The sequence below is a fragment of the Paenibacillus taichungensis genome, assembly GCF_003287275.1.
Taxonomy (GTDB): Bacteria; Bacillota; Bacilli; order Paenibacillales; family Paenibacillaceae; genus Paenibacillus; species Paenibacillus taichungensis_A.
Window position 1 is genome coordinate 358,912 of the sequence record NZ_QEVW01000001.1, and the last position, 25,863, is coordinate 384,774.

At 45.9% G+C, this 25,863-nt stretch carries 20 protein-coding genes; 16 read left to right on the top strand and 4 right to left on the bottom strand.

Features of this window, described 5'->3' with window-relative positions; genetic code table 11:
* The first annotated feature begins 120 nt into the window (after positions 1–120).
* The 9 genes from DC345_RS01875 to DC345_RS01915 all read left to right on the top strand — a co-directional run bounded on the left by DC345_RS01875 (position 121) and on the right by DC345_RS01915 (position 10,672).
* The gene (locus tag DC345_RS01875) at positions 121–1,818 is read left to right on the top strand and encodes a S1C family serine protease (RefSeq protein WP_113051647.1); all 1,698 of its coding nucleotides are present in this window, start codon (positions 121–123) and stop codon (positions 1,816–1,818) included.
* A 194-nt stretch (positions 1,819–2,012) separates the two neighbouring features.
* Positions 2,013–2,702 (top strand): response regulator transcription factor, encoded by a 690-nt coding sequence (locus DC345_RS01880; RefSeq protein ID WP_076289894.1) that lies wholly within the window; start codon positions 2,013–2,015, stop codon positions 2,700–2,702.
* Between the two features lies 1 nt (position 2,703).
* Positions 2,704–4,164 carry a sensor histidine kinase gene (locus tag DC345_RS01885; RefSeq protein ID WP_076289893.1) on the top strand — a complete coding sequence of 487 codons (1,461 nt, stop codon included), beginning with the start codon at positions 2,704–2,706 and terminating at the stop codon, positions 4,162–4,164.
* Positions 4,165–4,232: 68 nt separating this feature from the next.
* On the top strand, positions 4,233–5,186 hold the full coding sequence (locus DC345_RS01890) for a 4-hydroxy-3-methylbut-2-enyl diphosphate reductase (protein WP_076289892.1): 954 nt from the start codon (positions 4,233–4,235) through the stop codon (positions 5,184–5,186).
* 233 nt (positions 5,187–5,419) lie between these two features.
* Positions 5,420–6,484, top strand: a complete 1,065-nt coding sequence (aroF, locus tag DC345_RS01895; RefSeq protein ID WP_063564242.1) for a 3-deoxy-7-phosphoheptulonate synthase — start codon at positions 5,420–5,422, stop codon at positions 6,482–6,484.
* A 414-nt stretch (positions 6,485–6,898) separates the two neighbouring features.
* Positions 6,899–8,323 (top strand): type I glutamate--ammonia ligase, encoded by a 1,425-nt coding sequence (gene glnA, locus DC345_RS01900; protein WP_063564243.1) that lies wholly within the window; start codon positions 6,899–6,901, stop codon positions 8,321–8,323.
* A gap of 233 nt (positions 8,324–8,556) precedes the next feature.
* A complete protein-coding gene (gene serC / locus DC345_RS01905; protein ID WP_113051648.1) occupies positions 8,557–9,645 on the top strand; it encodes a 3-phosphoserine/phosphohydroxythreonine transaminase in 1,089 nt (362 codons plus the stop codon).
* 137 nt (positions 9,646–9,782) lie between these two features.
* On the top strand, positions 9,783–10,247 hold the full coding sequence (gene trmL, locus DC345_RS01910; protein ID WP_113051649.1) for a tRNA (uridine(34)/cytosine(34)/5-carboxymethylaminomethyluridine(34)-2'-O)-methyltransferase TrmL: 465 nt from the start codon (positions 9,783–9,785) through the stop codon (positions 10,245–10,247).
* A 170-nt stretch (positions 10,248–10,417) separates the two neighbouring features.
* On the top strand, positions 10,418–10,672 hold the full coding sequence (locus DC345_RS01915) for an AbrB/MazE/SpoVT family DNA-binding domain-containing protein (protein ID WP_024629045.1): 255 nt from the start codon (positions 10,418–10,420) through the stop codon (positions 10,670–10,672).
* Positions 10,673–10,764: 92 nt separating this feature from the next.
* Here DC345_RS01915 and DC345_RS01920 read toward each other — a convergent pair whose 3' ends face one another.
* Entirely contained in the window at positions 10,765–11,196 is a 432-nt protein-coding gene (locus DC345_RS01920; RefSeq protein WP_113051650.1) for a GNAT family N-acetyltransferase, read from the bottom strand.
* The gene (locus DC345_RS01925; RefSeq protein ID WP_113051651.1) at positions 11,193–12,110 is read right to left on the bottom strand and encodes a serine hydrolase domain-containing protein; all 918 of its coding nucleotides are present in this window, start codon (positions 12,108–12,110) and stop codon (positions 11,193–11,195) included. Before DC345_RS01925 ends, DC345_RS01920 begins: the two co-directional genes overlap by 4 nt.
* 465 nt (positions 12,111–12,575) lie before the next feature.
* Between DC345_RS01925 and DC345_RS01930 the strand changes: the two genes are divergently transcribed.
* The 7 genes from DC345_RS01930 (at position 12,576) to DC345_RS01960 (ending at position 23,756) form a co-directional block, all read left to right on the top strand.
* A complete protein-coding gene (locus DC345_RS01930; RefSeq protein ID WP_113051652.1) occupies positions 12,576–13,340 on the top strand; it encodes an alpha/beta hydrolase in 765 nt (254 codons plus the stop codon).
* A gap of 11 nt (positions 13,341–13,351) precedes the next feature.
* The gene (locus tag DC345_RS01935; protein WP_113051653.1) at positions 13,352–14,311 is read left to right on the top strand and encodes an ABC transporter permease; all 960 of its coding nucleotides are present in this window, start codon (positions 13,352–13,354) and stop codon (positions 14,309–14,311) included.
* 18 nt (positions 14,312–14,329) lie between these two features.
* Positions 14,330–15,232: a carbohydrate ABC transporter permease gene (locus tag DC345_RS01940; RefSeq protein WP_113051654.1), complete on the top strand. Its 903-nt coding sequence runs from the start codon at positions 14,330–14,332 to the stop codon at positions 15,230–15,232.
* A 53-nt stretch (positions 15,233–15,285) separates the two neighbouring features.
* Complete coding sequence (locus tag DC345_RS01945; RefSeq protein ID WP_113051655.1) at positions 15,286–16,881, top strand: type 2 periplasmic-binding domain-containing protein; 1,596 nt, start codon at positions 15,286–15,288, stop codon at positions 16,879–16,881.
* Between the two features lie 96 nt (positions 16,882–16,977).
* Positions 16,978–19,143: a beta-glucosidase BglX gene (gene bglX / locus DC345_RS01950; RefSeq protein ID WP_113051656.1), complete on the top strand. Its 2,166-nt coding sequence runs from the start codon at positions 16,978–16,980 to the stop codon at positions 19,141–19,143.
* Positions 19,144–19,268: 125 nt separating this feature from the next.
* Positions 19,269–22,640 (top strand): GH36-type glycosyl hydrolase domain-containing protein, encoded by a 3,372-nt coding sequence (locus DC345_RS01955; protein WP_113051657.1) that lies wholly within the window; start codon positions 19,269–19,271, stop codon positions 22,638–22,640.
* Positions 22,641–22,739: 99 nt separating this feature from the next.
* A complete protein-coding gene (locus tag DC345_RS01960) occupies positions 22,740–23,756 on the top strand; it encodes a LacI family DNA-binding transcriptional regulator (RefSeq protein ID WP_113051658.1) in 1,017 nt (338 codons plus the stop codon).
* Between the two features lie 346 nt (positions 23,757–24,102).
* Here DC345_RS01960 and DC345_RS01965 read toward each other — a convergent pair whose 3' ends face one another.
* Together DC345_RS01965 and DC345_RS01970 are read right to left on the bottom strand one after the other, a co-directional pair.
* Positions 24,103–25,167 (bottom strand): phosphodiester glycosidase family protein, encoded by a 1,065-nt coding sequence (locus DC345_RS01965; RefSeq protein WP_113051659.1) that lies wholly within the window; start codon positions 25,165–25,167, stop codon positions 24,103–24,105.
* Positions 25,164–25,574, bottom strand: a complete 411-nt coding sequence (locus tag DC345_RS01970) for a hypothetical protein (protein WP_063564256.1) — start codon at positions 25,572–25,574, stop codon at positions 25,164–25,166. The genes DC345_RS01965 and DC345_RS01970 overlap by 4 nt, the downstream gene beginning before the upstream one ends.
* Positions 25,575–25,863: the final 289 nt, after the last annotated feature.

Genomic DNA, 25,863 nt, shown 5'->3' on the forward strand with positions numbered 1-25,863 from the left:
ATAACAGCGTGCTTTTATCTCCTTTTTAATTGTTTTTAAGGTACGGTTAAGGTTTAAAGTACAAAATAAGGACAGTTAAAGAATATCTCTTGCGAAGAAGAGATTGGGAGGTAGAGAGGCATGGACGAACGTAATTACAGAGCGAACCGTCAAGACGAGGAAAATGAAACTAAACAAGCGGAGAATCGCAATTCATCCGGGACGGACGATTCCTCCTATTATTATTCTTATGGACCTTTTCAGTCCGTGAATCAGGAAGATACAGCAAGTCATAATGGGGAACATAATCAACGTGAAGAAGGAAATGTAGAGATTACTAGACCTGACCCCGTGAAGCCCGTACCTACTTACTACAGTAATTACAGTAACGAATCATCTGATCAAGCCAATACGTCCTCCAGAGGCGGCAATGGTTCAGGTGGCAACGGAGGAGATCAGGGGAACGGCGGCAAGAACAATGGCAATTGGAATTATAATAACCGTCGGCCACGTTCTTCTGTAAGATCGCTTCTGTTCTCTTTTATCGCCGGGATGCTGGTCATCACAGTGCTGATGTACACAGCGGACAGAACAAACATGTTTACACCACAGGAAGCGCTGACAAGTGCAGAAAATGAAAGCTCCAGTCAGTCATCCACTCCTACCAACTCAGGCAGCAGCAATAACGTGACAGCGTCATTACTGCCAACGGGTAAAGAGGATGTATCCTCTGTAGTAACGAGTACAAGTCCGGCTGTCGTAAAAATTGAAACACTAGCGAAGCAGTCTTCACGCAGCAGCAGCCAAGGTGGTTCTACGATGAGTGATCCATTGTACCAATACTTCTTTGGTAATGGAGGCAATGGCGGAACAGATAGCTACCAAGGCCAAAATAATCAGCAGCAACAGCAACAAAGCAGCAATCAGTTGGTTCCACTCGGTATTGGCTCCGGATTTATTTTTGACAAAGAAGGCTACATCCTGACAAACCAACACGTGGTTCAGGGTGCAGATGTGATTCAGGTAACGCTGGAGAATAACAGCAAACCGTATGAAGCGAAATTGCTGGGAAGCAGCTTCGACCTTGACCTTGCCGTATTGAAAATCGAGAAAAACAGCGGCGATGATTCTTTCCCTGTCGCTCCACTGGGCGATTCCAACAGCACACAAGTGGGTGAATGGCTTGTAGCTATTGGTAACCCGGAAGGATTTGAACACACAGTTACTGCAGGTGTATTGAGTGCGAAAGAACGTACGATCAGCATTCCGGACGAAGAAACAGGCAAAACCCGTGAGTACAGCCACTTGTTACAAACGGATGCTTCCATCAATCCTGGTAACTCCGGTGGCCCATTACTTAACCTGAATGGTGAAGTCATTGGCATGAACGTTGCGGTTAGCGCGGATGCACAGGGTATTGGATTTGCTATTCCTTCGAGTGTAATCTCGGATGCGGTTAAATATCTGAAAGAAAACAAAGAAGTTCCCAAAGAGCCTGTACCATTCATTGGTGCATCTCTGATGGCCCTCACGCCTGAAGTGGCTAAACAGATGGGTACGGATATCACTGAAGGTTCAGTTGTAGCCAGCACGATCTATCAATCCCCTGCTTACCAAGCAGACCTGCGTGCTTATGACATCATCACAGGTGCCAATGGTACAGCGTACAACACAAGTCAGGATTTGATTGATTTCATCAAGAAACAGGAAATCGGCAGTGAAGTGACACTAAATGTTGTTCGGGACGGCAAAAAAATGGATGTGAAAATCAAAATCGGCAACAAAAATGATTACGATACTACACAAACGACGGATCAACAACAGCAACAACAACCATAATGCCAAATCATAGGTTATAGAATAAGGTTTAGAAGAGCGGAAGGGTTCGAGGGCCCTTTCGCTTTTTTTGCACTATATACGGTTGTAATCCATCAAGGTGGACTTGAAAAGCAACAAGGTACATGGAGAGATGCAGATTGCTCTTCTGGCTGTTACAATGAGATTAAAACGCTAAGGGATAAAGGAGAAAGACCATGCGCTCAACTATTCTGATTGTTGATGATGATGAAAAAATTGTGTCCATGCTTCGGCGGGGACTTGCTTTTGAAGGATATGATGTACAGACAGCTTCGAATGGGGCTGAGGGCCTCAGTAAGCTGATGGATAAAGAGCCCGATATCGTGGTTCTTGATGTCATGATGCCGCAAATTGACGGGTTTGAAGTATGCCGCAGACTCAGAGAGGCGGGGAGCAAGGTTCCCGTGCTGATGCTCACTGCCAAAGATGAAGTACAGAGTCGGGTAATCGGGCTGGATACAGGTGCAGATGATTATCTCGTGAAGCCGTTTGCACTAGAAGAACTGTTGGCTCGTGTTCGTGCCTTATTGCGTCGTAAAGCAGATATAGCTGACACGCCTGATAATCGTCTTATGTATGAGGATATTATTCTGGATAATGATTCTCGTGAGGTGTTGCGTGACGGTCAGCGTCTGGAACTAACTGCCAAGGAGTTCGAATTGCTGAATCTGTTCATGCAAAATCCGAAACGTGTGCTGTCCCGTGATCTGATTATGGATAAAATCTGGGGTTATGATTACAGTGGTGAGTCCAATGTGCTCGAAGTGTATATTGCCATGCTCAGACAAAAAACCGAAGAATACGGCGGCAAACGTTTGATCCAGACCATCCGGGGAGCCGGCTATATTTTGAGAGGTGACTCCTGACATGTCCATTCGGTTAAGATTAACCGCGTGGTATTCAGGCATCTTGGCAGCCGTGCTCATTTTTTGGGGAGTTGTAATCTACGCTTTTGTTTATTTTAATACCTATCAAGAAGTGGAACAGCAGCTGAAAGATAAAAGTGAACGAATTACGAATCAGATAGGTGTCAATCCGCTTTCACAGTCACTGGATCTGGACCCTTTTACGGAAAGTCAGCTGCAGGAAGCTCAGATCTACATCCAGTTGTGGGACTACCAGAGCAGATCTGGTAAAATCTCAGGCAATATGGAGAAACTTCAGATTCAATTTCCCGTTGTGAAATCCAATGAGATTCAGAAAAAACGTGGAATATCCAAGATCTATGTGAATGGGACCCCTTTCTTGGTGAATCAGCAGCCCCTGTCTCTTCAGGGAACCAATGAAATAAGGGGGCTCCTTCAAGTCGGTGCCAATGTAAGTTCCCAAGAACGATTGCTGGAAGCTCTGCGAAATATTCTGGTCTTTGGCTGGCTTGTCGCTATGGCACTTGCAATTACTTCGGGTCTGATTCTGGCTCGCAAATCCATGCGTCCGCTCGTCAATGTGATTGATGCGGCCAATCAGATTCAGTCTGGGGATGACCTTAGTGTGCGTATTCAATACACGGGTCCCATGGATGAGATTGGACGTCTGATTGAAACCGTCAATAATATGCTTGAACGAACAGAGCTGTCATTCAGAGGGCTCGAGGAGACGAATAAAGCTCAGCGCAGATTTGTATCTGATGCCTCGCATGAGCTGCGTACACCGCTGACCACGATTCGTGGCAATGTGGACTTCCTTAAGAAGCTGTGGGATCAAGAGAGCACGGACCGACCGAATCTGGACGAAGAAACGGTTAAACAAATGTCGCTCGAAGCGATAGAGGACATGGCGGATGAAGGCAAACGTATGAGTAGACTGATCAGTGATATGCTGTCTTTGGCCAGAGCCGATACAGGACAGAAAATCGAACTGAATCCGATCCCGTTGCAGATTCTGGTACAGGAAGTGGCTCGCAGATCGCAATTCCTTGATCATCAGGCAGACTGGCGTCCAGGAGATCTATCGATTCTGAATGGCATATATGTGAACGGCAGCAAGGACTATTTGCAGCAGATGTTGTTTATTTTTATCGAGAATGCTTTCAAGTACACGCCAGATGGCTCGGTTACGCTTGATGCAATACTTTATAAAGGTCAGGTAGGACTACGCATCAGTGATACGGGAATTGGAATGGATCGGGATGAAGTTCCGTTTATCTTTGACCGGTTCTATCGGGCGGATGAGTCGCGCGGTGCCACACCAGGTATAGGTCTGGGACTGTCGATTGCCAAGTGGATCATTGAGGAACACCAGGGATCTGTCGAGGTTGTAACCAGACGTGGAGAAGGGACGACCTTTATCATTTGGTTGCCGGTTGTCTTTGCTCCGCCTATCGAATAAGGTTATAATAGACAGGACTGCAATTACATCGGCTATCTTTGCCGAGAAAGAAAGCGGGTGGCAACCAAGTGGAAGTACTGCGAATTTCGCCGCGGGGATATTGTTATGGAGTTGTGGATGCGATGGTGCTCGCGCGCCAGGCGGCACGCAATCTGGACCTACCACGGCCTATTTATATATTGGGTATGATTGTGCATAACCAACATGTGACGGACTCTTTTGAAGATGAGGGAATTATTACACTGGACGGACCGAACCGGATTGATATTTTGAGCCAAGTAGAGAGTGGAACAGTGATCTTTACGGCTCATGGTGTATCTCCGGAAGTGCGCAAGATGGCACGTGATAAAGGTTTGACTACAGTGGATGCAACTTGTCCGGATGTAACCAAAACCCATGACCTTATTCGGGAGAAGACGGCAGAAGGATACGACATTATCTATATCGGGAAAAAGAATCATCCAGAGCCGGAAGGTGCGGTTGGTGTTGCACCCGATCATGTTCATCTGATCGAGAAGGAAGAGGAGATTGACGGTCTGAACGTACCTCCTGGCAAAATCCTTATTACAAATCAGACGACGATGAGTCAATGGGACATTAAACACATTATGAGCCGTCTTCTGGAGAAGTATCCAGGCGCAGAGATTCATAATGAGATATGCTTGGCTACTCAAGTTCGTCAGGAAGCTGTTGCGGAACAGGCAGGGCAAGCAGATCTGGTCATTGTTGTAGGTGATCCTCGCAGCAATAACTCCAACCGACTTGCACAAGTATCAGAGGAAATTGCGGGTGTAACGGCATATCGTGTATCAGATGTGGCTGAGATTCAGCAGGAATGGCTGAAAGGTGTGAATAAGGTGGCGGTGACTTCAGGTGCTTCTACGCCAACACCGATCACGAAGGAAGTCATCTTGTATCTGGAGCAATATGAACATGACAAGCCGGAAACATGGGAGATCAAGCGTACGGTTAATATGAGCAAGCTGTTACCTCCTGTAAGGGAAAAGACTCGTACGACGTAAACAAAACATGAATATAAGAATCTTGCAGTAAAGAGCCGGAATCCGGTGACTGACTGCAGGATTCTTTTTTTTGAAGGAAATAAAGAGCCGGCTTGACTGAAAAGGGTGAATATGTTATATTTACTTTAGTGGATAAAAGCTTAAAAGCGAACAAGCGTTTAAGTGGAGAAGAGTTTTGAAGGTTAAATAGACGCGCTTAAGGCGCTCTCATACAAGGAAGGATGGGAAATATAATGATCGTTATCGCAGGTAAAGCTACTCCGGAGGAACATATTCAGGATATCGTCGCTACAATTGAAAAGGAAGGGCTTCAGGTTCACATCTCGCGTGGAGAAGACCGCACCATTATTGGTTTGATTGGTAAAGTGGAACCGAAAATGGCTGAACATCTCCGTCAAATGAAAGGTGTAGAGAATGTCGTCAAGATTTCGAAGTCCTACAAATTGGCAAGCCGTGACTTCCATCCTCAAGATACCGTGATCTCCATCAAAGGTGTAGATATTGGCGGGAAAGAACTCGTCGTTATGGGTGGACCGTGTGCGGTTGAATCAGCTGCACAGATTGATGAGATTGCCGGACTGGTTAAGGCTGCCGGTGGACAGGTGCTTCGCGGTGGTGCATTTAAGCCACGTACAGGTCCGTACAGCTTCCAGGGAACGGGTGTTGAAGGGCTGATCATGATGGCTGAAGCAGGCAAGAAACATGACCTGTTGACCATTACAGAAGTTATGACGCCTGAATATGTGGATATCTGTGCCGAGTACGCTGACATTCTGCAAGTTGGTACACGGAACATGCAGAACTTCGATTTGCTGCGCAAATTGGGTGAGTGTGGCAAACCGGTATTGCTGAAACGCGGCTTCAGTGCAACTTATGATGAACTGTTGAATGCGGCTGAATACATTCTTGCGGGTGGCAACCCGAATGTAATGCTGTGTGAACGTGGTATTCGTACATTCGAATCCTACACACGTAATACGCTCGACCTCTCGGCCATCCCTGTTCTACAGTCTCTCAGTCATCTGCCAGTCATTTCGGACCCAAGCCATGGTACGGGTCGCCGTGAACTGGTTGAACCAATGACAAAGGCTTCTGTTGCTGCTGGTGCTAACGGCCTAATTATCGAAATGCATACAGACCCTGATAACTCCATGACGGGTGACGGCGTGCAATCTCTGTTCCCTGACCAATTTGCCAACCTGCTTCAGGATCTGGAGAAATTGGCACCAATCGTCGGTAAAACATTCAATACAGCCAAACAACCGGCGGAGTTCTTTCCGGCACGAGTTGGCGTATAACTGATCTTCATAGTATAGGTAATATATATCATCCGGGCATCTGCCCTGGCTCCGTTCAATGAGAATGGGGCTAGGACAAAATGTCCGGTTTTTGTGTTATTTGGAGCTTTGAACGCATTTATTAATCATAGGTGATAAGAAACATTTATGATGTAATGTTTTTTCCATAATTTAGGCTAAATATAGCCCTGCTTTACCGCATTAAACTGATTAAATGTAGTGAATATACGTTGTTAAATGAAATTTGTAGGTTTATAAAATGTGAGCATAGCTTACATAGTCGCAAAAAATACCTTACATAAGTATTGACGATGTCACATTTGAGATTTTATAATGACGACAGAAAAAAATTCGAATATGGACATTTTCTTAGCGGGGTTGTTTAATGTTCGGAATATTTGGGAGGACGAATACATGTCGGTTGAAAACGTATTGAAATCAATTCAAGAGAACAACATCGAGTGGGTAGATTTTCGTTTTGTAGATTTATCCGGTCGTGCGCACCACATCTCGTTACCAGCTTCGGCAGTTGACGCAGACACTTTTGTAAATGGAGTAGCCTTTGATGGTTCTTCTATTCAAGGTTTCCGCGGAATTGAAGAGTCCGATATGGTTATGATTCCAGATCCTGAAGCGACTTTTGTCGATCCGTTCACAGCACACCCTACATTGAATGTTATGTGTGACATCTTCACTCCAGATGGCGAGCGTTATGAGCGTGACCCACGCGGTATTGCAGTCAAAGCGGAAGAATTCCTGAAAGAAAGCGGAGTAGGTACAGCAGCATTTTTTGCACCTGAATCCGAATTTTTTATCTTCGACGATGTACGTTATGAGAGCGGCACAAACAGCTCTTCCTATTTCGTAGATTCCGAAGAAGCTTCTTGGAACACTAACCGTAAGGAAGATGGCGGTAACCTGGGCTTCAAAGTTCGCACTAAAGGCGGATATGTTCCTGTAGCTCCAGTGGATACGCAACAAGACATTCGTAGTGAAATGTGTCGCATTTTGGAAGAAGCGGGCCTGTCGATCGAACGTCACCACCACGAAGTGGCGACAGCTGGGCAAGCCGAAATCAACTTCCGTTTTGATACGTTGAAGAAAACAGCAGATAACCTGCTTGTATACAAATACATCGTGCATAACACTGCACGTCAATATGGTAAAGTAGCAACATTCATGCCAAAACCACTGTTTGGTGATAATGGTAGCGGAATGCACGTTCACCAATCCATCTTCGATGGTGATTCCCCATTGTTCTATGACAAGGCGGGATATGCAAACCTGAGCGAAATGGCTCTGCACTACATCGGAGGAATTTTGTACCACGCTCCAGCTTTGATTGCTTTGACTAACCCGAGTACGAACTCATTCAAACGTCTTGTGCCTGGTTATGAAGCACCGGTTAACCTGGTTTACTCCAAAGGTAACCGTTCGGCAGCAGTACGTATTCCGGTTGCAGCTGTGACACCAAAAGGTTGTCGTATCGAGTTCCGTACACCGGACTCCACAGCTAACCCTTACCTGGCATTCGCTGCAATGCTGATGGCGGGTCTGGATGGTATCAAACGCAAAATCAACCCAACTGAGCTTGGATATGGTCCACTCGACAAAAACATCTATGATTTGTCTGATGCAGACAAAGAAAATATCCGCAGTGTGCCAGCTTCTTTGGAAGAAGCGCTTGACGCTCTGGCAGCGGACAACGAATTCTTGACTGAAGGCGGCGTATTCACAAAAGAATTCATCGAAAACTATATCAACCTCAAACGTGACGAAGCGAAAGCAGTAGCAATTCGCATTCATCCGCATGAGTACAGCCTCTACTTCGACTGCTAATTCAGTCGGAACAGAAACTGTTCCCAATGTAAAGCCTCCGGGACTCGCTCTCGGAGGCTTTTCCTTGAATTGAACGATGTAGTGCATTAACTTTGCAGGGTGATAAAGGAATTTGATAACCCTGATTCGCAGCTTCGGTGCTTATTGCCCTTGAAGCAGATAGGGAATACTGATATCATAGCGATAATATTCACTTCATATGTCAGCTACGGATGGAAAGGGCGGGGGATTTTGTGACAAAGAGAGCGTATAATTTTAATGCAGGACCTGCGGCGTTGCCACTTGAGGTTCTGGAGCGTGCTCAGGCAGAATTTGTTGATTTTCGGAATACAGGAATGTCGATTATGGAGATGTCTCACCGTGGAGCGGTGTACGAATCTGTACATAATGAGGCTCAGGAGCGTTTGTTGTCTCTGCTAGGCAATCCCAAGGGGTACAAGGTCCTCTTCCTGCAGGGAGGAGCCAGCACTCAGTTCGCCATGCTGCCGATGAACCTGCTCGGGGAAGGGCAGACAGCCAGTTATGTCATGACAGGCAGCTGGGCCAAGAAGGCACTGTCTGAGGCGAAACTGATTGGGGAGACGCAGGTCGCTGCATCTTCCGAAGCGGATAAATATATGAAGTTGCCGGATGTGTCGAATCTTAGCTTCCCGGATCGCACAGCTTATGTTCATTTGACGTCTAATGAAACAATTGAGGGAACTCAATTCAAGTCATTCCCAGATACCGGTTCAGTTCCACTTATTGCCGACATGTCGAGTGACATCTTTTGCAAACCGTTTGATCTTAATCAATTCGGCATGATCTATGCAGGTGCACAGAAGAACCTGGGCCCATCAGGGATTACGGTTGTTATTGCTCGCGAAGAACTGGTTAGTGAATCTCCTAAAACGATTCCGACGATGCTTCGGTATAGTACACATGTAGAGAACAATTCTCTCTATAATACACCACCGTCCTTCTCCGTATACATGGTGAATGAGGTTCTGAAATGGATCGAGGAACAAGGTGGATTGGCTGGAATTGAACAGAAGAACGTGAAGAAAGCAGATTTGCTCTATAATGCGATCGATTCCTCCGGAGACTTCTACCGTGGTTGTGTAGATCCGGCAGATCGTTCCCTGATGAATGTGACCTTCCGCTTGGCTAACGAGGAGTTGGAGAAACAGTTTATCAAGGCTTCAGAGCAAGAAGGTTTTGTTGGTCTGAAGGGGCATCGGAGTGTTGGTGGCCTGCGTGCTTCCATTTACAATGCTGCTCCATATGAAAGTGTTAAAGCACTTACGGACTTCATGAGCCACTTCCAGAAGAGAAATGGATAAACAAACTGGCAGCGAGTTGTGAATTCAAGCATTCACACTTGTGCTTTACCAGAGCCTTCCACATTGACGTGTGGAGGGCTTTTCTTTAAGATTAGAGAATTGTCATTTACATGAAATGAAAAGGAGATTGAACACATATGGCTTTACATATCGTTCTGGTTGAACCGGAGATTCCGGCAAATACGGGCAATATTTCTCGTACATGCGCGGCTACCGGCACACATTTGCATCTCGTGCGTCCACTCGGATTCCGTACGGATGATGCCACACTGAAACGTGCGGGTCTGGATTACTGGCATGCCGTTCATATTGAATATCATGATTCTTTTGCCGAGGTTCAGGAACAGTATCCTGAAGGGCGTTTCTTCTACGCAACCACGAAGGCGAAGAACCGTTATAGCGATTTTAATTTTCAGGATGGAGATTTTCTGGTATTCGGTAAGGAGACAAAAGGCCTTCCTCCAGAATTAATTGCTGCTAATCCTGCTACTTGTATGAAGATGCCAATGACAGGTGATGTCAGATCATTGAACTTGTCAAACTCAGCAGCCATCATTGTGTATGAGGCATTGCGTCAACTTAATTTCCCGGGTCTGGATTAATTCAGTTCTCGTATAAGTGACGGTTAGAATTCGCTAAAAAAACATTTTTCAAAAAAAAGGACAAAAAATGTTTATTTCCAGCAGGATTCGACAAAATGTTGGCGAATTAATAAACATAGTACAAATGTACCTAGAAATTTAGAGTAAGATAGGAGAGGTGTGCCGTAGCTATGAAGCCAGCTGGAGTCGTTCGCAAAGTTGACCAATTGGGTAGGATCGTATTGCCTAAATCTTTGCGTAAAAGGTATCAAATGAATGAGGGAGATCCTGTAGAGATCTTAGTACAAGGGGACCATATCATTCTGGAGAGATACCGTCCAAAATGTATTTTTTGTGGATCGATGGAAGAAGTCAATGAGTTCAAAGAGCGTTACATATGCGCACAATGTTTAGATGAAATGACCCAGCTTCCACAGCACGGGTAAAATAAAAAGTATCATGGCCTCTAGAGGTCATGATACTTTTTTTGTGTGGTAAAACATGTCCACTCCTCGTTTACCGTTTCAAATGAATGGAGTCAGTTATTAGTGTCGTACTCCATCACCCAATATTTCTCCCCGGGTGTACCTTCTTCAATAATTTTTTTCCAGCCCTGCCGTTCGTAAAAGCCAATTGCTTTATGATTATCAGATACACATTTCAATCGAACAGGCTGCTGCATGAGTGAAATTGACGCATCAAGTAAGCGTGAGCCTGTACCTCCACCGATAAAATCGGGATGCATAAACAGAAGGTGGATAAAGTTCTCGGGAAGGTACAGCGAAGCGAAGCCGAGAAGCTGTCCATCCTCATTTTCAGCCACGATGATATGCTCATCCACAGTATCCGCGTCAAAATCTTGCAGGTACAGTTCTTCCGGCTTGGCCCAGTGGAATCGGGCACGTCGCGACTCGAGATAAATGTTTCTCAACTCCGTATAATCTGCTTGGGTGGCTGCTCGTATATTCAAATGTTCCCCTCCAGAATAGGTCGTATATCCGACCATACATGGTCAAGAATGGCTTGCATATTTTGTTCATCGCTATTGATGGCAACGACAGACTCCAGCTCCGGGAGGACAACGCATAGTTGGCCATTGGCGCCATCAGCACGGTAAGCGTTATGGGAACATCTCCAGAATTGATATCCATAACCTTGTCCCCAGTCGCCGTCTCCTGGTGTAGGGATCTGTTGTGTTGTCGCTAACCGGATCCATTCCGCAGGAATGAGCTGTCTGCCGTTCCAGTGGCCCTCCTGAAGCAACAGTTGGCCGAATCTGGCTAATTCCTCGTTGGTGAGCTGCAGGCCCGCACAGCCCAATGTAATGCCCAAGGGAGAAGTTTCCCACTCAACATTCGAAATGCCCAGTGGCTCGAATAGCCGCGGAATCAAGTAGTCCTTCACGGTCTGCCCAGAAGCAGCCTGGAACATGGCGGAGATCATAAACGTATCTGCACTACTATATGTAAACGTTTCACCAGGAACCCTGTCCAAAGGAAGAGACATGTAATATTTCGCCCAATCTTTCTCAGGCAGGGTGGCTCGCTCTTCTGCCCACAACACAGGTACGTCATGCCCCGAGGACATTCGCAGCAAATCGTACAGGGTGAGGTCCGCAGGAGGGAAAGCTGTTAAATGTGAAGCAGGTGCTGGTGATGTGAAATAATCCCCGAGTTTGGCTTCAAGTGTAAGTGTGCCCTCATCCAAAGCCAATCCAATCGCCATGCAAGTAAACGATTTGCTTACTGAATGTTGCAAGCGGCGTACATCACTGTTGCGATCCCACGCTCCGATTGTAACCCCTTTCTGCAATACCCGAACAGAATGAACGTTTAACTGCTGCTCATTTATATGATGAACAAAAGAATTAATAATACTCGACATCTTAACATCCTTTCTAAAAAAAGAAGAATTTTAACTTTTGGTGAAACGTTTCCGCAATCTGGATCAAAAATTAGAACTTATGTTATTACAAACGAGGTTCAATGTCAATGAATAGGTGCAAACGGTTACTTAAAGGAAAATTTTTTATATTAAAAGTGCCTTTTGACGCAAATTTTATTACGAAAAATCAGTTTTTTAAGAAAAAAGCGCGAAATTTGTAAAAAGGTTATTGACAGGGTTTGTACTTCGGGATTATGATTTATTCGAAACGATTCGAAGAAATCGCTTCCACGTAAAATGTGTTGTAATCAAGTCCAAGTAAATCAACGTTGGCTATGTTTTGAAACGATTCGAGAAAATCGTTTCGATAACCAAGCGAAATACGGGGGAATCACTGGAAGTTGCAACAAAAGGGCAGAGAAACAGAAGTATACAGACAGCAGCCGACGATGAAAGGGGTTACATATGGCGCATATAACGATCGAAACCGGATCGCCTACATTATGCATGAATACAAGCATACATGTAGTGTCCAGTGACTCCGGAGACACTTCAGGCGGTACGCTATATTTGCTGCATGGGGCAGGCGATAATGCAAGTACATGGCAACGATTGACTACAATTGAAATGTACGCGCAACAATATGGCTGTACCATCATTATGCCGGAAGCGAACCGAAGCTATTACACCGATATGGAATACGGCCTGAATTACTTCCATTACATCACTCAGGAGCTGCCTGAATTCTGCAGGCGTCAGCTCAATCTCAATACAGACCCGGCAAAGACTTTCGTCGCTGGTCTATCCATGGGTGGGTACGGTGCATTGAAATGTGCACTAACATATCCCGACAGGTACCGCAAGGTGGTGTCCTTATCAGGTGTAACTGATATTCAAACCCGGCTTCAAGATCCGGAGATGCCATCAGGCATGATCAAGGAAATGAAAGCGGTTTTTGGAGAACGGTTACAGGTAAAACCTGATCAGGACCTGTACGCACTGTCTGCCAAGCTGTTGAAGCAGGGTGCAGATTTACCCGATATTCTGAGTTGTTGTGGTGATATTGATCCGTTTGTGGATATGAATCGCAAATTCGCGGAATACATGCAGGAAACGGATTTTAAGTTTCAGTATGTGGAAACACCGGGTACCCATGAATGGAGATTCTGGGAGCAACACCTGAGAACAATGTTTGATTTTCTGTATAACGACAAGACCAAAGTAGAGTGAGGAGATGCAATTTGAAACCTGCAGCCGAAGGACCTAGCAAAAAGCTGAAGGGAAACTTGAAAGGCAATTCGCTCTGGAGTGAAATCTGGAAGCACAGAATGACGTACACCCTGCTTATTCCAGGACTCGTCTGGCTGATTCTGTTTGCCTACATGCCAATGGGTGGCCTGTCTCTTGCGTTTAAAGACTACAAGGCAAACCTGGGGATCTGGGGAAGCCCATGGAGCGGATTTGAAAATTTCAAATACGTTTTCCGGGATCCAACCTTTATTGACGCGGTATGGCGGACGCTGTACATCAATATTCTAAAACTGATTATTCAGTTCCCGTTCCCAATCATTCTGGCCTTGTTGCTGAATGAGTTGCGGATGCGCAGAGGGAAAAAGTGGTTCCAGACGGTTCTTACGTTCCCTCACTTCCTTTCATGGATCATCGTATCCGGGGTAGTCATTAACGTTCTGGCTTATGACGGACTGGTAAACAGCGCACTTGGTTTGCTTGGGTTGCCAACCATTAACTTCCTGGGTTCCGAGTCCAACTTTGTACCGATGCTGCTGTTGACGGATATTTGGAAATCAAGCGGATGGGGTGCAATTATCTTCCTGGCTGCCATTTCCGGTATCGATCAGGATCAGTATGAATCAGCACAGATTGACGGAGCATCCCGTATGCAGCAGATGTTCCGCATCACATTGCCAAACATTCTTCCTACAATCACCGTCATGTTCATCCTGTCGGTTGGTGGATTGATGTCTTCCGGTTTCGACCAGATCTTCAACTTGGCAAATGCCGCAACTAAAAATGTATCGGAAGTACTCGATGTATACATCTATCGGATTACGTTCCAGTCATCAACCGATTTCTCATTCTCGACAGCGGTCAGCTTGTTCCGTTCCCTGGTGAATATGGCCTTGCTGCTTCTTGCTGACAGATTTGCCAAGTGGCTTGGCGGAGACGGTTTGTTCCGATAAGAGAGGAGGGAAAATGAGATGAGCAAGAAAGCTAACAAAAAACCGAGAATTGGTACAGAAAAAATGACACTTCTCGATTATATTATTTTCGCCGTATTACTTGTGCTTGCCCTGATGATCCTGATTCCGTTCTGGAATGTGATCATGATCTCCTTTGCAACACAAAAAGAATATGCTGACAATCCATTTTTGATGTTCCCTAAAGAATGGACATTGGATTCCTACAAGGCGTTGTTCGCTGACGGAACGATTCTGTCGGGGTACAAAAATACAATTATATTGCTGGTCATCGGCTTGCCACTCAGCTTGTTCCTGACAACAAGCATGGCATATGGCCTTAGCCGCAACAAATTCCCGTTTAAGAAAATTATCTTTTTCTTGGTACTGTTCACCATGATCTTCAATGGTGGTATCGTACCGCTGTACCTGATCATGAAATCCCTTCATCTTACAGGTACGTTGTGGTCCGTTATCCTGGCGGGAAGTTTCAGCGCGTTTAACATGATTCTGATGATGAACTACTTCTACACCTTGCCTGAATCGCTGATGGAATCGGCGAGACTGGATGGAGCAGGAGAGTGGAGAATTCTGTTCTCTGTTGTTCTTCCGCTGGCTACACCCATTATGGCTACAATCACGTTGTTCTACGGGGTGGCTTACTGGAACAGTTGGTACGATGCGATGATATTCCTTCGAAAAGCGGATCAGTTACCGCTCCAGAATGTACTCCGAAACATTATCGTGACATCTACGACGAATGCATCCAATGCATCCAGTGTGGATGCTGCCCAGGCAAGCAACTTCTCCATGGGCATGAAGATGGCAGCCGTATTTGTCACCATGGTACCAATTATGTGTTTCTTCCCAATGCTGCAAAAACACTTTGCCAAAGGGGTATTAACAGGGGCAATCAAGACCTGATTATACGTATAGGATTTTGCAATAAATTCTACTAAAAAACATGGGGGTAAAACATGAAAACGAACAAAAAGTTGTCAGTAAGAGCTCTCTTTGCCATCACGCTTAGTGTAGTTATGCTGATGGTGACCGCTTGTTCCAGCCAAGGAGCTTCAGGTGGTAACGAAAAAGATGCAGAGGGAAATTACAAAGATAACCTGACCATCTCTGTAGCTAACCTGACAGAAATCAAAAACGGGAACCTGGATAATGACTTCCACAAGTTCTGGACAGACAAATTCAATGTAACATGGGACTACAACTATATCGATTGGGATTCATGGGGCGAGAAGCTTCGTCTGTGGATCAACTCTGGCGACCTGCCGGATGTAGCGGTATGGAACTACGTACATGGTGATGCCATTAACAGCATTGAACAAGGTTTGTTCTACAAATTCCCGGATGACTGGAAAGAACGCTGGCCTAACGTAGCAGCAGCTTACAACTTGACAGGTCTTGGAGACAAGTTGGAAGAATTGACGGGTGGAACATATGTCCTGCCTAGACCAATCTATTTCGAAAACAAACCGGCTGACCCGCTGACGAACCAAATTGGTGTCATTGCGCTTCGTAAAGACTGGGCTGAAGCGGTTGGTTTTGAACTGAAAGATGCTTATACAACAACCGAATTGAATGAATATGCTGCGCTTGTGAAAGAAAAAGATCCAGGCAAAGTGGGTAACAAACTTGTACCTCTGTCCTACAATGCTGCTGACGCTATGACAAACATGATTATGCCTAACAGTGTACATGCCATGACCGACACGCCGTTCTACAAAGGTGAAGATGGCAAGTTCCACTGGGGACCAGCAGATCCTGAAACGCTGACAGGACTTAAATTGATGCAAAAAGCCTATAAAGATGGATTGCTCAATCCTGAGTTCTACACATGGAAAAACAATGAAGGTCAAAACAACTTCAAAGTAACTGGTACAGCTGCAGTAACAAGTCTGGGCGGACTGGCTTCGTACAGACAAGGTCTGGATTCCGATATGAGAAAAAATCTGGGTGTAGATAGTGATGAACTGGTACACACAGCGATCGTAGTGGGCGATGACGGGAAATACCGTAACATGGAGCAAGCCAACTTCTGGTCGGCATTGATCTTCAATCCGGACATCAGTGACGAGAAATTCGAACGGATCATGGATCTGATCGATTACTCCGCAACAAAAGAAGGACAGTTGCTCATCAACATGGGCTTTGAAGGAACGGATTGGAAATATGATGAAAACAACGAACTCGTTAGCTTGTTGCCAGAAGGAACGGTATTGGAAGATAAATATCCAGCACGTTTCGAAGGTCTGTACCTGCTCGGTGACGACTTCAGTGTTGTAAACCCTGCAATCAAAAAGGATTACCGTGACAGAGCCGTGAAATTGTTCCAAGAAAAAGCAAAACTCGGTACAGAAGGCAACTCGCTTGCAACATACGATTGGGATGTCAACCTGTACGATTCCAAAGCGAAGAGTCAGGCTTCATTCGACTACCAGAACGAATATGCCAACTTGATCCTCAAAAGTGGAGATCTAGAGGCGAACTGGAAAGAATGGGTAAACAGCAAAATGTCCCTGGTTCAACCTTATCTGGATGAGCTAAACGAGAAATTCTAGTAATCGTTCAGTCATTAATTTTGAACCCGGTGCGCGGTCTCTCCCCGAACGCAGCCGGGTTCTTTATTTCAACAACTTGTAGTGGAGGGTACATGGATGAATAACGAGCAGTTGCTAGACCTGGTAAAACAGATGACGTTGAAGGAAAAAACAGCTCAGCTTCTTCAGCTGACTGCCAACTTTTATGAAGGAACGAATGTCGAAGGTCAGATCACAGGGCCGATGGAAGAGATGGGAATTACGGAGCAGTCTGTGGATGCCAGTGGGTCCATTCTGGGGCTGTCCGGTGCGCAAGCCATCATTGATGTACAGCAAGCTTATATGAAAAAAAGCCGTCTGGGCATTCCGCTCTTGTTCATGGCTGACGTCGTTCATGGATTCAAAACCATTTTCCCGATTCCACTGGCAATCGGTTGTTCATGGGACACAGAACTGGCCGAAAAAAGTGCTGAAATTGCAGCACGTGAATCAGCTGTGTCTGGTCTGCATGTAACTTTTGCACCTATGGTGGATCTGGTTCGTGACCCGCGCTGGGGGCGTGTGATGGAAACGACAGGAGAAGATCCTTATCTGAACAGCTTGTTCGCGGCTGCGTTTGTTCGTGGATATCAGGGCAATAGCTTGAAGGATGAGCCAGATCGTCTTGCAGCCTGTGTCAAACACTTTGCGGCGTATGGAGCGGCTGAGGGTGGTCGGGATTATAATACGGTGGACATGTCCGAACGTAATCTGCGTGAGTACTATTTGCCAGCGTACAAAGCAGCGTTGGATGCGGGCGTGGAGATGGTCATGACTTCGTTCAATACGGTTGACGGTATTCCGGCAAGTGGCAATGAGAAGTTAATGCGTGGCATTTTGCGTGACGAGTGGGGCTTTGATGGTGTGTTGATCTCGGATTGGGCTTCCATTCGCGAAATGATTGCGCACGGCGCTGCGGAAGATGATCGTGAAGCGGCATATCGTGCTATTCGCGCAGGAGTAGACATGGAGATGATGACCCCTTGTTATGTGAATCATTTGCCTGAGCTGATTGAGAGTGGTGAAGTGGAAGAGGAGCTCATTGATGAAGCCGTTTTGCGTATTTTGCAACTGAAAGAAAAGCTGGGATTGTTCGACAATCCTCTGCGTGCAGCTGATCCGGAGCGTGAGCGTGAGATTGTGTTCTCGAAAGAGCATCGTCAGGTATCGTATGAGCTTGCAACCAAATCGGCTGTATTGTTGAAAAACGATAATGACGTTCTTCCGCTGAAGCCAGATTCCAATGTAGCGTTAATTGGACCTTTTGCTCAAAGTGAAGACATTCTCGGATGGTGGTCCTGTGAAGGTGTTAAAGAAGATGCCGTTAAACTCGGAACTGCTTTGCAGGAACGTCTTACTGCCGGGAAAGTTCATGTGGCTCAAGGTAGCAACGTTCACACAATCACCGCTGAACAGATTGCTGAAGCGCTTGAAGTAGCAAGCAAAGCTGATCTGATCGTGCTTGCACTTGGTGAAGATTCCGAAATGAGTGGTGAAGGTGGATCGCGTACAGATATTCGTTTGCCGGCAGCTCAACTGGAATTGGTCAAACAGCTCAAAGCAGCGGGTAAACCAATCGCCAGCGTTATTTTCAACGGTCGCCCTCTGGACTTACATGGTGTATTTGAAGAATCCGATGCTGTGCTTGAAGCGTGGTTCCCGGGCAGTGAGGGTGGAGCGGCTATTGCTGATGTATTGACAGGTGTGGTGAATCCATCTGCGCGTCTAACGATGTCCTTCCCTCAATCTGTAGGTCAGATACCGGTATATTACAATCATTTTAATACAGGACGTCCACTCAATCCGCAAAAGACGGAAGAGCGTTATGTTTCCAAATATATTGATAGTCCGAATGATCCGCTGCTTCCGTTTGGCTACGGCTTGTCATACACCTCGTTTGAGTATGGTGACCTGGAAGTATCAAGCAATGAAATGACAGCTGATCAACCTCTGACGGTCCAAGTGCGTGTAACCAATGCTGGCGAGCGTGCTGGCGTGGAGACGGTTCAGTTGTATGTACGTGATGTCACTGGTGAAGTTGTGCGTCCAATGCGTGAGCTGAAAGGTTATGTTAAGCTGTCACTCGCACCGGGTGAAAGTGGTACGGCTACATTTACATTAAACGAAGAACAGCTTCGTTATCATCATTCCGATTTGAGTCATCGCAGTGATAAAGGAACGTTCCACATCTTCGTAGGGCCGAATAGCCGCGATACATTGGAAAGCACGTTCAAGCTGGTGTAAAGGGATACACCTCATATCGATGAATGGATTGAACTCATCATATAAAAGCAGCAAATCTGCACTGCCTTGTTCTCTTCTGTTCAGCAGCGGGGAACAAGGCAGGATAGGAGGATATGAATAGATATATGAAGACCATGAATAAATCTCAAATCAACGTGCAATCCGGCGATCTGTGCTTTACGTTCTGGGAAAGCGGTGATTTGTTCAAGGCTGTAAGTGGAACAACGATGATTAATCAGTGGATGGCTAGTCCAGTGGACGGCTCAATGAACAATCTGTACTTGCGTTTTCATAGTGATTCTGGTATTCGTTTTGTGCCAATGCTTGGCATTCACTCCGACAGCCAGGTGAGCACCGACGGCAGTCGTATGGTATGGACAGGTACCGCTGAGGGCGTAGGCTATCAGGTTGTATTTGCTCCAACAGCACCAGGTGTATGGTTCTGGGATGTAACCGTAAACGGTAATGGAGAAGAGGTCGACGTGGTCTATGGTCAGGATGTCGGCAATGCGGATCCAGGTGCGGTACGTAGCAATGAGGCTTACTTGTCGCAATACATCGACCATGCTGTATTTGAGGATGCGAAGCTGGGATATATCGTAGCTTCACGACAGAATCAACCGCAGGGCGGGGCTTTTCCTTATCTTCAACAGGGTTCATTAACCCGTGCAGCAGGCTATTCCACAGATGGATTTCAGTTCTTTGGTTTGAGTTACAAGGAAACGAATGTCCCTGAAAGTCTGAGCAAGCCAACACTTGCGAATGAAGTGTACCAGTACGAATTTGCATACACAGCTCTGCAGTCCGAAAAAGTGGTGTTGAGTGGTGAAGCTCGTTTTGTGTTCTATGGACTCTTTCAGGCTAACCACCCTGAAGCGGTGAAGGAACTCGAATACCAGAATGTTGTCAAACAGGCTTGGGACGAGTACGAAGCGAAGCGTCAAGAGGATGCACACACGGTACAGGCAGTATCCAACGTATTTCCAAAAGTATCTCTCCATCGGGTAATCGGTGAACCCTTGCCTACTTTATCGATGACCGAAGAAGAAGTGAACTCCCGCTTCCCGGCTTCGAAGAGACATCAGGAAGAGCGCGCGGATGGCGAATTGCTGGCGTTCTTTACAGATACCTATGAGCATATTGTGCTGAAGGAAAAGGAAATGCGCGTGGAACGTCCGCATGGACACATTCTGATGAGTGGCAACAATGTGAAGCTGGGTCAGAACGTAATCACTACGTCTTCCTATATGTATGGTATTTTCAATTCCCATGTGGTTGTTGGAAATACGAACTTCAATAAAATGATGAGCAACGCACGTAGTGCACTCAACATACCCAAATCATCCGGTCAGCGGATCTACGTCGAGGTTGAGGGAATCTTCCACCTACTCACGATGCCTTCCCTGTTTGAAATGGGCTTCAACTATGTTCGCTGGTATTACAAAACAGCTGAGGATACGCTGATCATCACAAATTATACAACTCTGGATACGCCTGAAGTACATCTTCATGTGAAGTCGGAAAAAGGAAAAGCTTATAGATACCTAATTACCAATCAGATTACGATGAATGTGAATGAATATGAACTGCCTGTTCATGTTTCCGAGCAGAATGGTGAACTGAGCTTCAAGGCAGATCACAGTTCCCTTAGTGCCAAAGTGTATCCGAATCTGGAGTACCGCATGCGGGTAAGCGGAGCAGGAGTGAAGGTTGGTGATGAGACTGAACTGGCTAGTGGAGTAAACGCAGGCGACGACTCACTCACGACTTTACGGCTGGACAGCAGCGCTGAATGGACATTGACCATTCAAGGTCTGTTGGAAGGTGGACAGGCTGCATCATCGACACGCAGCTTTGAAGAGGAAGTGGCCGCTTATCGCGCCTTCTATGCAGAAGTGATGAATGGTTTCCATTTGTCCCAACCTCAGAAGCAAGGAGCAGACGAGTTGTTCAAAGTGAATGCTCTAGCATGGTGGTACACTCACAATATGCTGGTGCATTACTCTGTTCCTCACGGATTGGAACAATATGGCGGTGCAGCTTGGGGAACACGCGATGTCTGCCAGGGTCCGGTCGAATACTTTATGGCTACACAAAAGTATGAGCAGGTTCGCGATATTCTGAAGACAGTTTACTCGCATCAGTATGAGGATGACGGCAACTGGCCGCAATGGTTTATGTTCGATCGTTATTTCAAAGTTCAACAGGAAGAAAGCCATGGTGACATTATTGTTTGGCCTCTTAAAGTGTTAAGTGATTATCTGATTGCTACCAAGGATTATTCGATTCTGAATGAGGAAGTACCTTATACCGTAAAACATGGTTTTGATTTTACGGATCAGACAGCCAGCGTGCTGGAGCATGCCCAGAAAGAGCTGGAGTATATCCGCAGCCATTTCCTGCATGATACATTCCTCTCTTCATATGGTGACGGGGACTGGGACGATACATTACAGCCTGCCAATGCTCAATTGAAGCAATATATGGTCAGCAGCTGGACTGTGGCGCTCACTTATCAAACGTTGAAGCAGCTATCCAGAGCGCTTGCGCCAGTGAAACCGGAGCTCTCATCCGAGTTAAATGACATGGCAGCGGGTGTGAAAAGGGACTTCAGCAAGTATATGCTGGATACCGATGTGATTCCCGGCTTTGTATATATGGAAGATCCGGCACAAGCGAAGCGCATGCTGCATCCGGATGACAGTGAGACAGGTATTCAATACCGTTTGCTGCCGATGACACGCAGCATGATTGCCGAGTTGCTGGAGCCTGAGCAAGCGCAATCTCATTATGAATTGATTAAGGACAAGCTGTACTGTCCGGATGGTGTCAGATTGATGAATCGTCCAGCACAGTATGATGGCGGCGTCAGCACTCATTTCAAACGTGCAGAGCAGGCGTCCAACTTCGGACGTGAAGTGGGCTTGCAATATGTTCATGCTCACATCCGCTATATTGAAGCCATGGCGAAGCTAGGCAACCCGGATGAGGTCTGGAATGGCCTGGGTATTATCAATCCAGTGGGTATTCAGGAAGCTGTTCCTAACGCAGATTTGCGTCAAAGTAATGCCTACTTCAGCAGCTCTGACGGGAAATTCAATAACCGTTACGCAGCGCAGGAACAGTTTGATAAACTTCGCACCGGAGATGTGCAGGTGAAGGGCGGCTGGAGAATCTACTCCAGTGGACCGGGAATCTACATGAATCAGCTCATTTCGAACGCTCTGGGTATTCGTCAGGAGGAAGAAGATCTGATTCTGGACCCTGTGTTACCTGTCAGCTTGGATGGTTTGCATTTTGATTTCCAATTTGCCGGCAAAAAAGTTACCTTCGTCTATCATCTCAGCGGAGAGGCCGTACAACGTATTGTGCTGAATGGCAAGGAACTGGATACAACTAGGCTGCAACAACCTTATCGTCTTGGTGGACTGCGTATTTCGCGTAAGGAGCTTGAACAGAGCCTGAGCGAAAATAACGTGATTGAGATTTACAGTTAATCGTGTAAACGTTAGTCCATTTTATCAGGTATAAATATTTTAGATGTCAGGTCCTTCGATTTCGAAGGGCCTGATGAACATAACAGGGGAGCGAAGAATGTGGTCAGTATCAAGGATATCGCCAAACAGGCGGGAGTTTCGATCTCTACCGTGTCATATGCTCTGAATGGTAGCAACAAAGTGACAGATGAGACCCGTTCCAAAATTTTGGCTATCGCCAAAGAGCTGAACTATGTTCCCAATGCTGCTGCCAGAACATTGAAGAAGAGAGAATCCAAAATTCTGGGTGTATTTCTGACGGATTTTAGCGGGGATGTATATGGAGACTTGCTTAGTGGTATGAAATCTGTATGTAACGCGCAAGGGTACGACCTGATTGTGTGCAGCGGAAAGCAATCTCATCGAATGCTTCCGGAGCGAATGATTGATGGTGCTGTCATTCTGGATCATACATTTGCGAGCAAGGAACTAATGCAATATGCAGATAGAGGGCACAAGATTGTCGTTCTTGACCGGGAACTGGATCACCCCAATATTAATCAGGTTCTGCTGGATAACAAGGCAGGAGCAACCCTTGCGATGGAGCATTTGATTGAACAGGGACACACGAAGATCTATGTCGTGACAGGTCCGGAAGGTTCATTTGACTCGGCTCAGCGGTTGAAGGCTGTGAGGCAAGTATCGGAGCGGGAAGCGAATGTGGAATGGATTGAGATCACAGGAGATTTTGAGAAGAGTGGCGGAGAACGGGCAGCCGAACGTATTATTCAGGAATATACTCAACCAGTTGGGGTATTTTGTCTCAATGACGAGATGGCGATTGGGATGTGTGACCGGCTCGCTGATAGCGAGTTAAACATTGGTCAGGAAATTGATATTATTGGATTCGATAATATTGAACTCAGCAAATATGTGCAGCCAAGACTGGTCACTATTGATTATTCCAAACGAAAATGGGGCGCACTGGCAGCCGAACAATTAATCAAAATTATTGCCGGAGAGCCTGTGGATCATGAACGCATCTACGTGACACTGGTGGAGGGCGGGTCGGTAAACAGCAAGGTTCAGTCAGCATATCTTGCGCAAGCCCAAAGTGAAAAGGCGGTTAGCTATTGACGATGTTGCCCCCTCTTCATTCCATGCATGTTGTGTCAAACGATGACGGTACAGCAAGAGACAAGGCTTAGAAGAATTGAATCATTCTTTTAAGCCTTGTCTCTTGTTTAGCTTCTTTATTTGACCCATTATAAAATGAAAAAACCTCTCACCAGGAGAGGCTTGGCCCTTAAAGGCCCTTGGTTTTGTCATTGTTGTAGGATGAAGTGAGAATGCCTGTAAGGAAGAGAGCCAATACAATTGCAATAATCCAAAATGTCAGTGAAAATGACATACCATAGCACCTCCTGCAAAATCTTTACTTCTATTATAACCATTATAGGAAGAAAAGAAATGCTTCACTCCATCATTTGTAAAATAAAAAATGAGTAGGTACTGGTCGGAGGCTCCCATCCGAAGGGTTATTCACAACCCGATTGTTCACGATGAGTGAGGACGATCCTCCGCCATCCAGATTATAGGCGTCCACGACGCCAAGCTTGTACAAACGTCCTTGCAGCTCTTCCAGGGTGGCTCCTGAGCTGCCCCCTTCGTTATACCCGTCAACAACGATAATCAACAATTGATCGTCCTTATAGTTGCCGATTACGGTGCGTGGAGCCCGCTTGGGTGAAACTTTCCATTTTGCGGGAATGACCGTTTTTTGTCCATTCTGCAAAAGCACGGGTACAAATGTGGCACCGAATTGTGGTTGTAGGCGATCCAGGGAACTTTTGTCGAAAAATTTACCACCTACCAGCTTACCGGCATCATCAAGACCTACAAAAAAAAGATCCTTAAAACTGGCCTGAAAACCATTCACATACTTGCCATCCATAACCGTTGTACTCAGCGGATATCGTTTACCGCCACTGTCGGCAAATCCGCCGGCATTAATTCCGGCAATGGCACCGCTGCGCTTAACCGCCTGCATGGTTGTCTCAGATCGGCCTGGCTCGCTATCCAGAGCCATCTTCATGGCCGTGGGATCTTTTAGCTTGATTTTCATCGCATATCCCTTATAGGGGCCTGGATTGACCCTGTAGAGTTCAATCGTAAGTCGATCACTGTCAATCCGTTCAAACGGAACGCCCAGCTTGGATGAGATCCGTTGATTATAGATCGTTTCCGGGCGAGCAGCTTGAACTGTAGCCTTCTGTACAAGCGTCGACATTGTACTCGTTGTCTGATTGTACAACTGTGTTGTTCTTTTAATAGAAGAAGAAGTCTGAACAGCAGCTTCTTTTGCCCCTGCAAGCTCCTGTCTCATTGCCTGGGTCAGGGGTGTAACATTCTCTTCAGCCAGACCGGAATGAATGAAATCTCCGGGGTCAAGCGGAGGTCGAATCAGCAGCATGCATAATATCAACCCAACAAAAGGAGCAAGTGCAAGCATAAATAAACGATTAACCTTTTTTATGGGTGTAATCATTTGAGCAGGTCCATCTTTTTCTGGAGTGTCTCCAGTTGTTTTTTGACTTCGCTCAGCTGGGTATACAATTTGTTGCTGTTGTCGGTTTTATCGTTTGCATTATCCTTGGTGAAAGTAAGCAATTCATTAAAGGACTGCACCTGGCCCTGCAGGTCTGCTACTTCCTTGGATATCGTTGTTAGCTGCTTTTCGTAGTCGGCTTTGAGCGCTGCAATCTGCTGTTGATTATGGGTCTGAAGCTGATTAATCATCTGTTGCTGGAGGTGGTTACTATAATAGTAGGTTCCGAGTACTCCAAGTGCAATGAGAACAATCCACATGACCAGAAACAGCTTGACTGAAGATCCGGCCTTACCTTTGGCGCTCCGGGTGTGATGGATGTCAGAGGGTTGGACAGAAGGTTTCATATCATCACTCCTGGTTATTTATAGGTACAAAAAATTTTCCAGTCCTCATTCTATCACGCCACTATTGATTACGCAAAAATGAAATTCTTTGAGTAATAGGATAAAAAGAGATTGCATCGGAAGGAAGTCCTAGGATACAATTTCTTATAGATGCAATAAGTAGGAACTTTGGGCAAGTTTTTCGACTTTTTTAGATAGAAATGCAGGAAATTTATACTATATTTTGATCTTTCTTCACTCGGGAAGACAAAAGTCCTGATGTGACGACAGCAAAATACAGTAGAAATAG

Coding starts and splice junctions, on each gene's coding strand:
- DC345_RS01875 (WP_113051647.1), top strand. CDS start 121: ATGGACGAACGTAATTACAGAGCGAACCGTCAAGACGAGGAAAATGAA.
- DC345_RS01880 (WP_076289894.1), top strand. CDS start 2,013: ATGCGCTCAACTATTCTGATTGTTGATGATGATGAAAAAATTGTGTCC.
- DC345_RS01885 (WP_076289893.1), top strand. CDS start 2,704: ATGTCCATTCGGTTAAGATTAACCGCGTGGTATTCAGGCATCTTGGCA.
- aroF (WP_063564242.1), top strand. CDS start 5,420: ATGATCGTTATCGCAGGTAAAGCTACTCCGGAGGAACATATTCAGGAT.
- glnA (WP_063564243.1), top strand. CDS start 6,899: ATGTCGGTTGAAAACGTATTGAAATCAATTCAAGAGAACAACATCGAG.
- trmL (WP_113051649.1), top strand. CDS start 9,783: ATGGCTTTACATATCGTTCTGGTTGAACCGGAGATTCCGGCAAATACG.
- DC345_RS01915 (WP_024629045.1), top strand. CDS start 10,418: ATGAAGCCAGCTGGAGTCGTTCGCAAAGTTGACCAATTGGGTAGGATC.
- DC345_RS01925 (WP_113051651.1), bottom strand. CDS start 12,110: ATGTCGAGTATTATTAATTCTTTTGTTCATCATATAAATGAGCAGCAG.
- DC345_RS01930 (WP_113051652.1), top strand. CDS start 12,576: ATGGCGCATATAACGATCGAAACCGGATCGCCTACATTATGCATGAAT.
- DC345_RS01940 (WP_113051654.1), top strand. CDS start 14,330: ATGAGCAAGAAAGCTAACAAAAAACCGAGAATTGGTACAGAAAAAATG.
- DC345_RS01945 (WP_113051655.1), top strand. CDS start 15,286: ATGAAAACGAACAAAAAGTTGTCAGTAAGAGCTCTCTTTGCCATCACG.
- bglX (WP_113051656.1), top strand. CDS start 16,978: ATGAATAACGAGCAGTTGCTAGACCTGGTAAAACAGATGACGTTGAAG.
- DC345_RS01955 (WP_113051657.1), top strand. CDS start 19,269: ATGAAGACCATGAATAAATCTCAAATCAACGTGCAATCCGGCGATCTG.
- DC345_RS01965 (WP_113051659.1), bottom strand. CDS start 25,167: ATGATTACACCCATAAAAAAGGTTAATCGTTTATTTATGCTTGCACTT.
- DC345_RS01970 (WP_063564256.1), bottom strand. CDS start 25,574: ATGAAACCTTCTGTCCAACCCTCTGACATCCATCACACCCGGAGCGCC.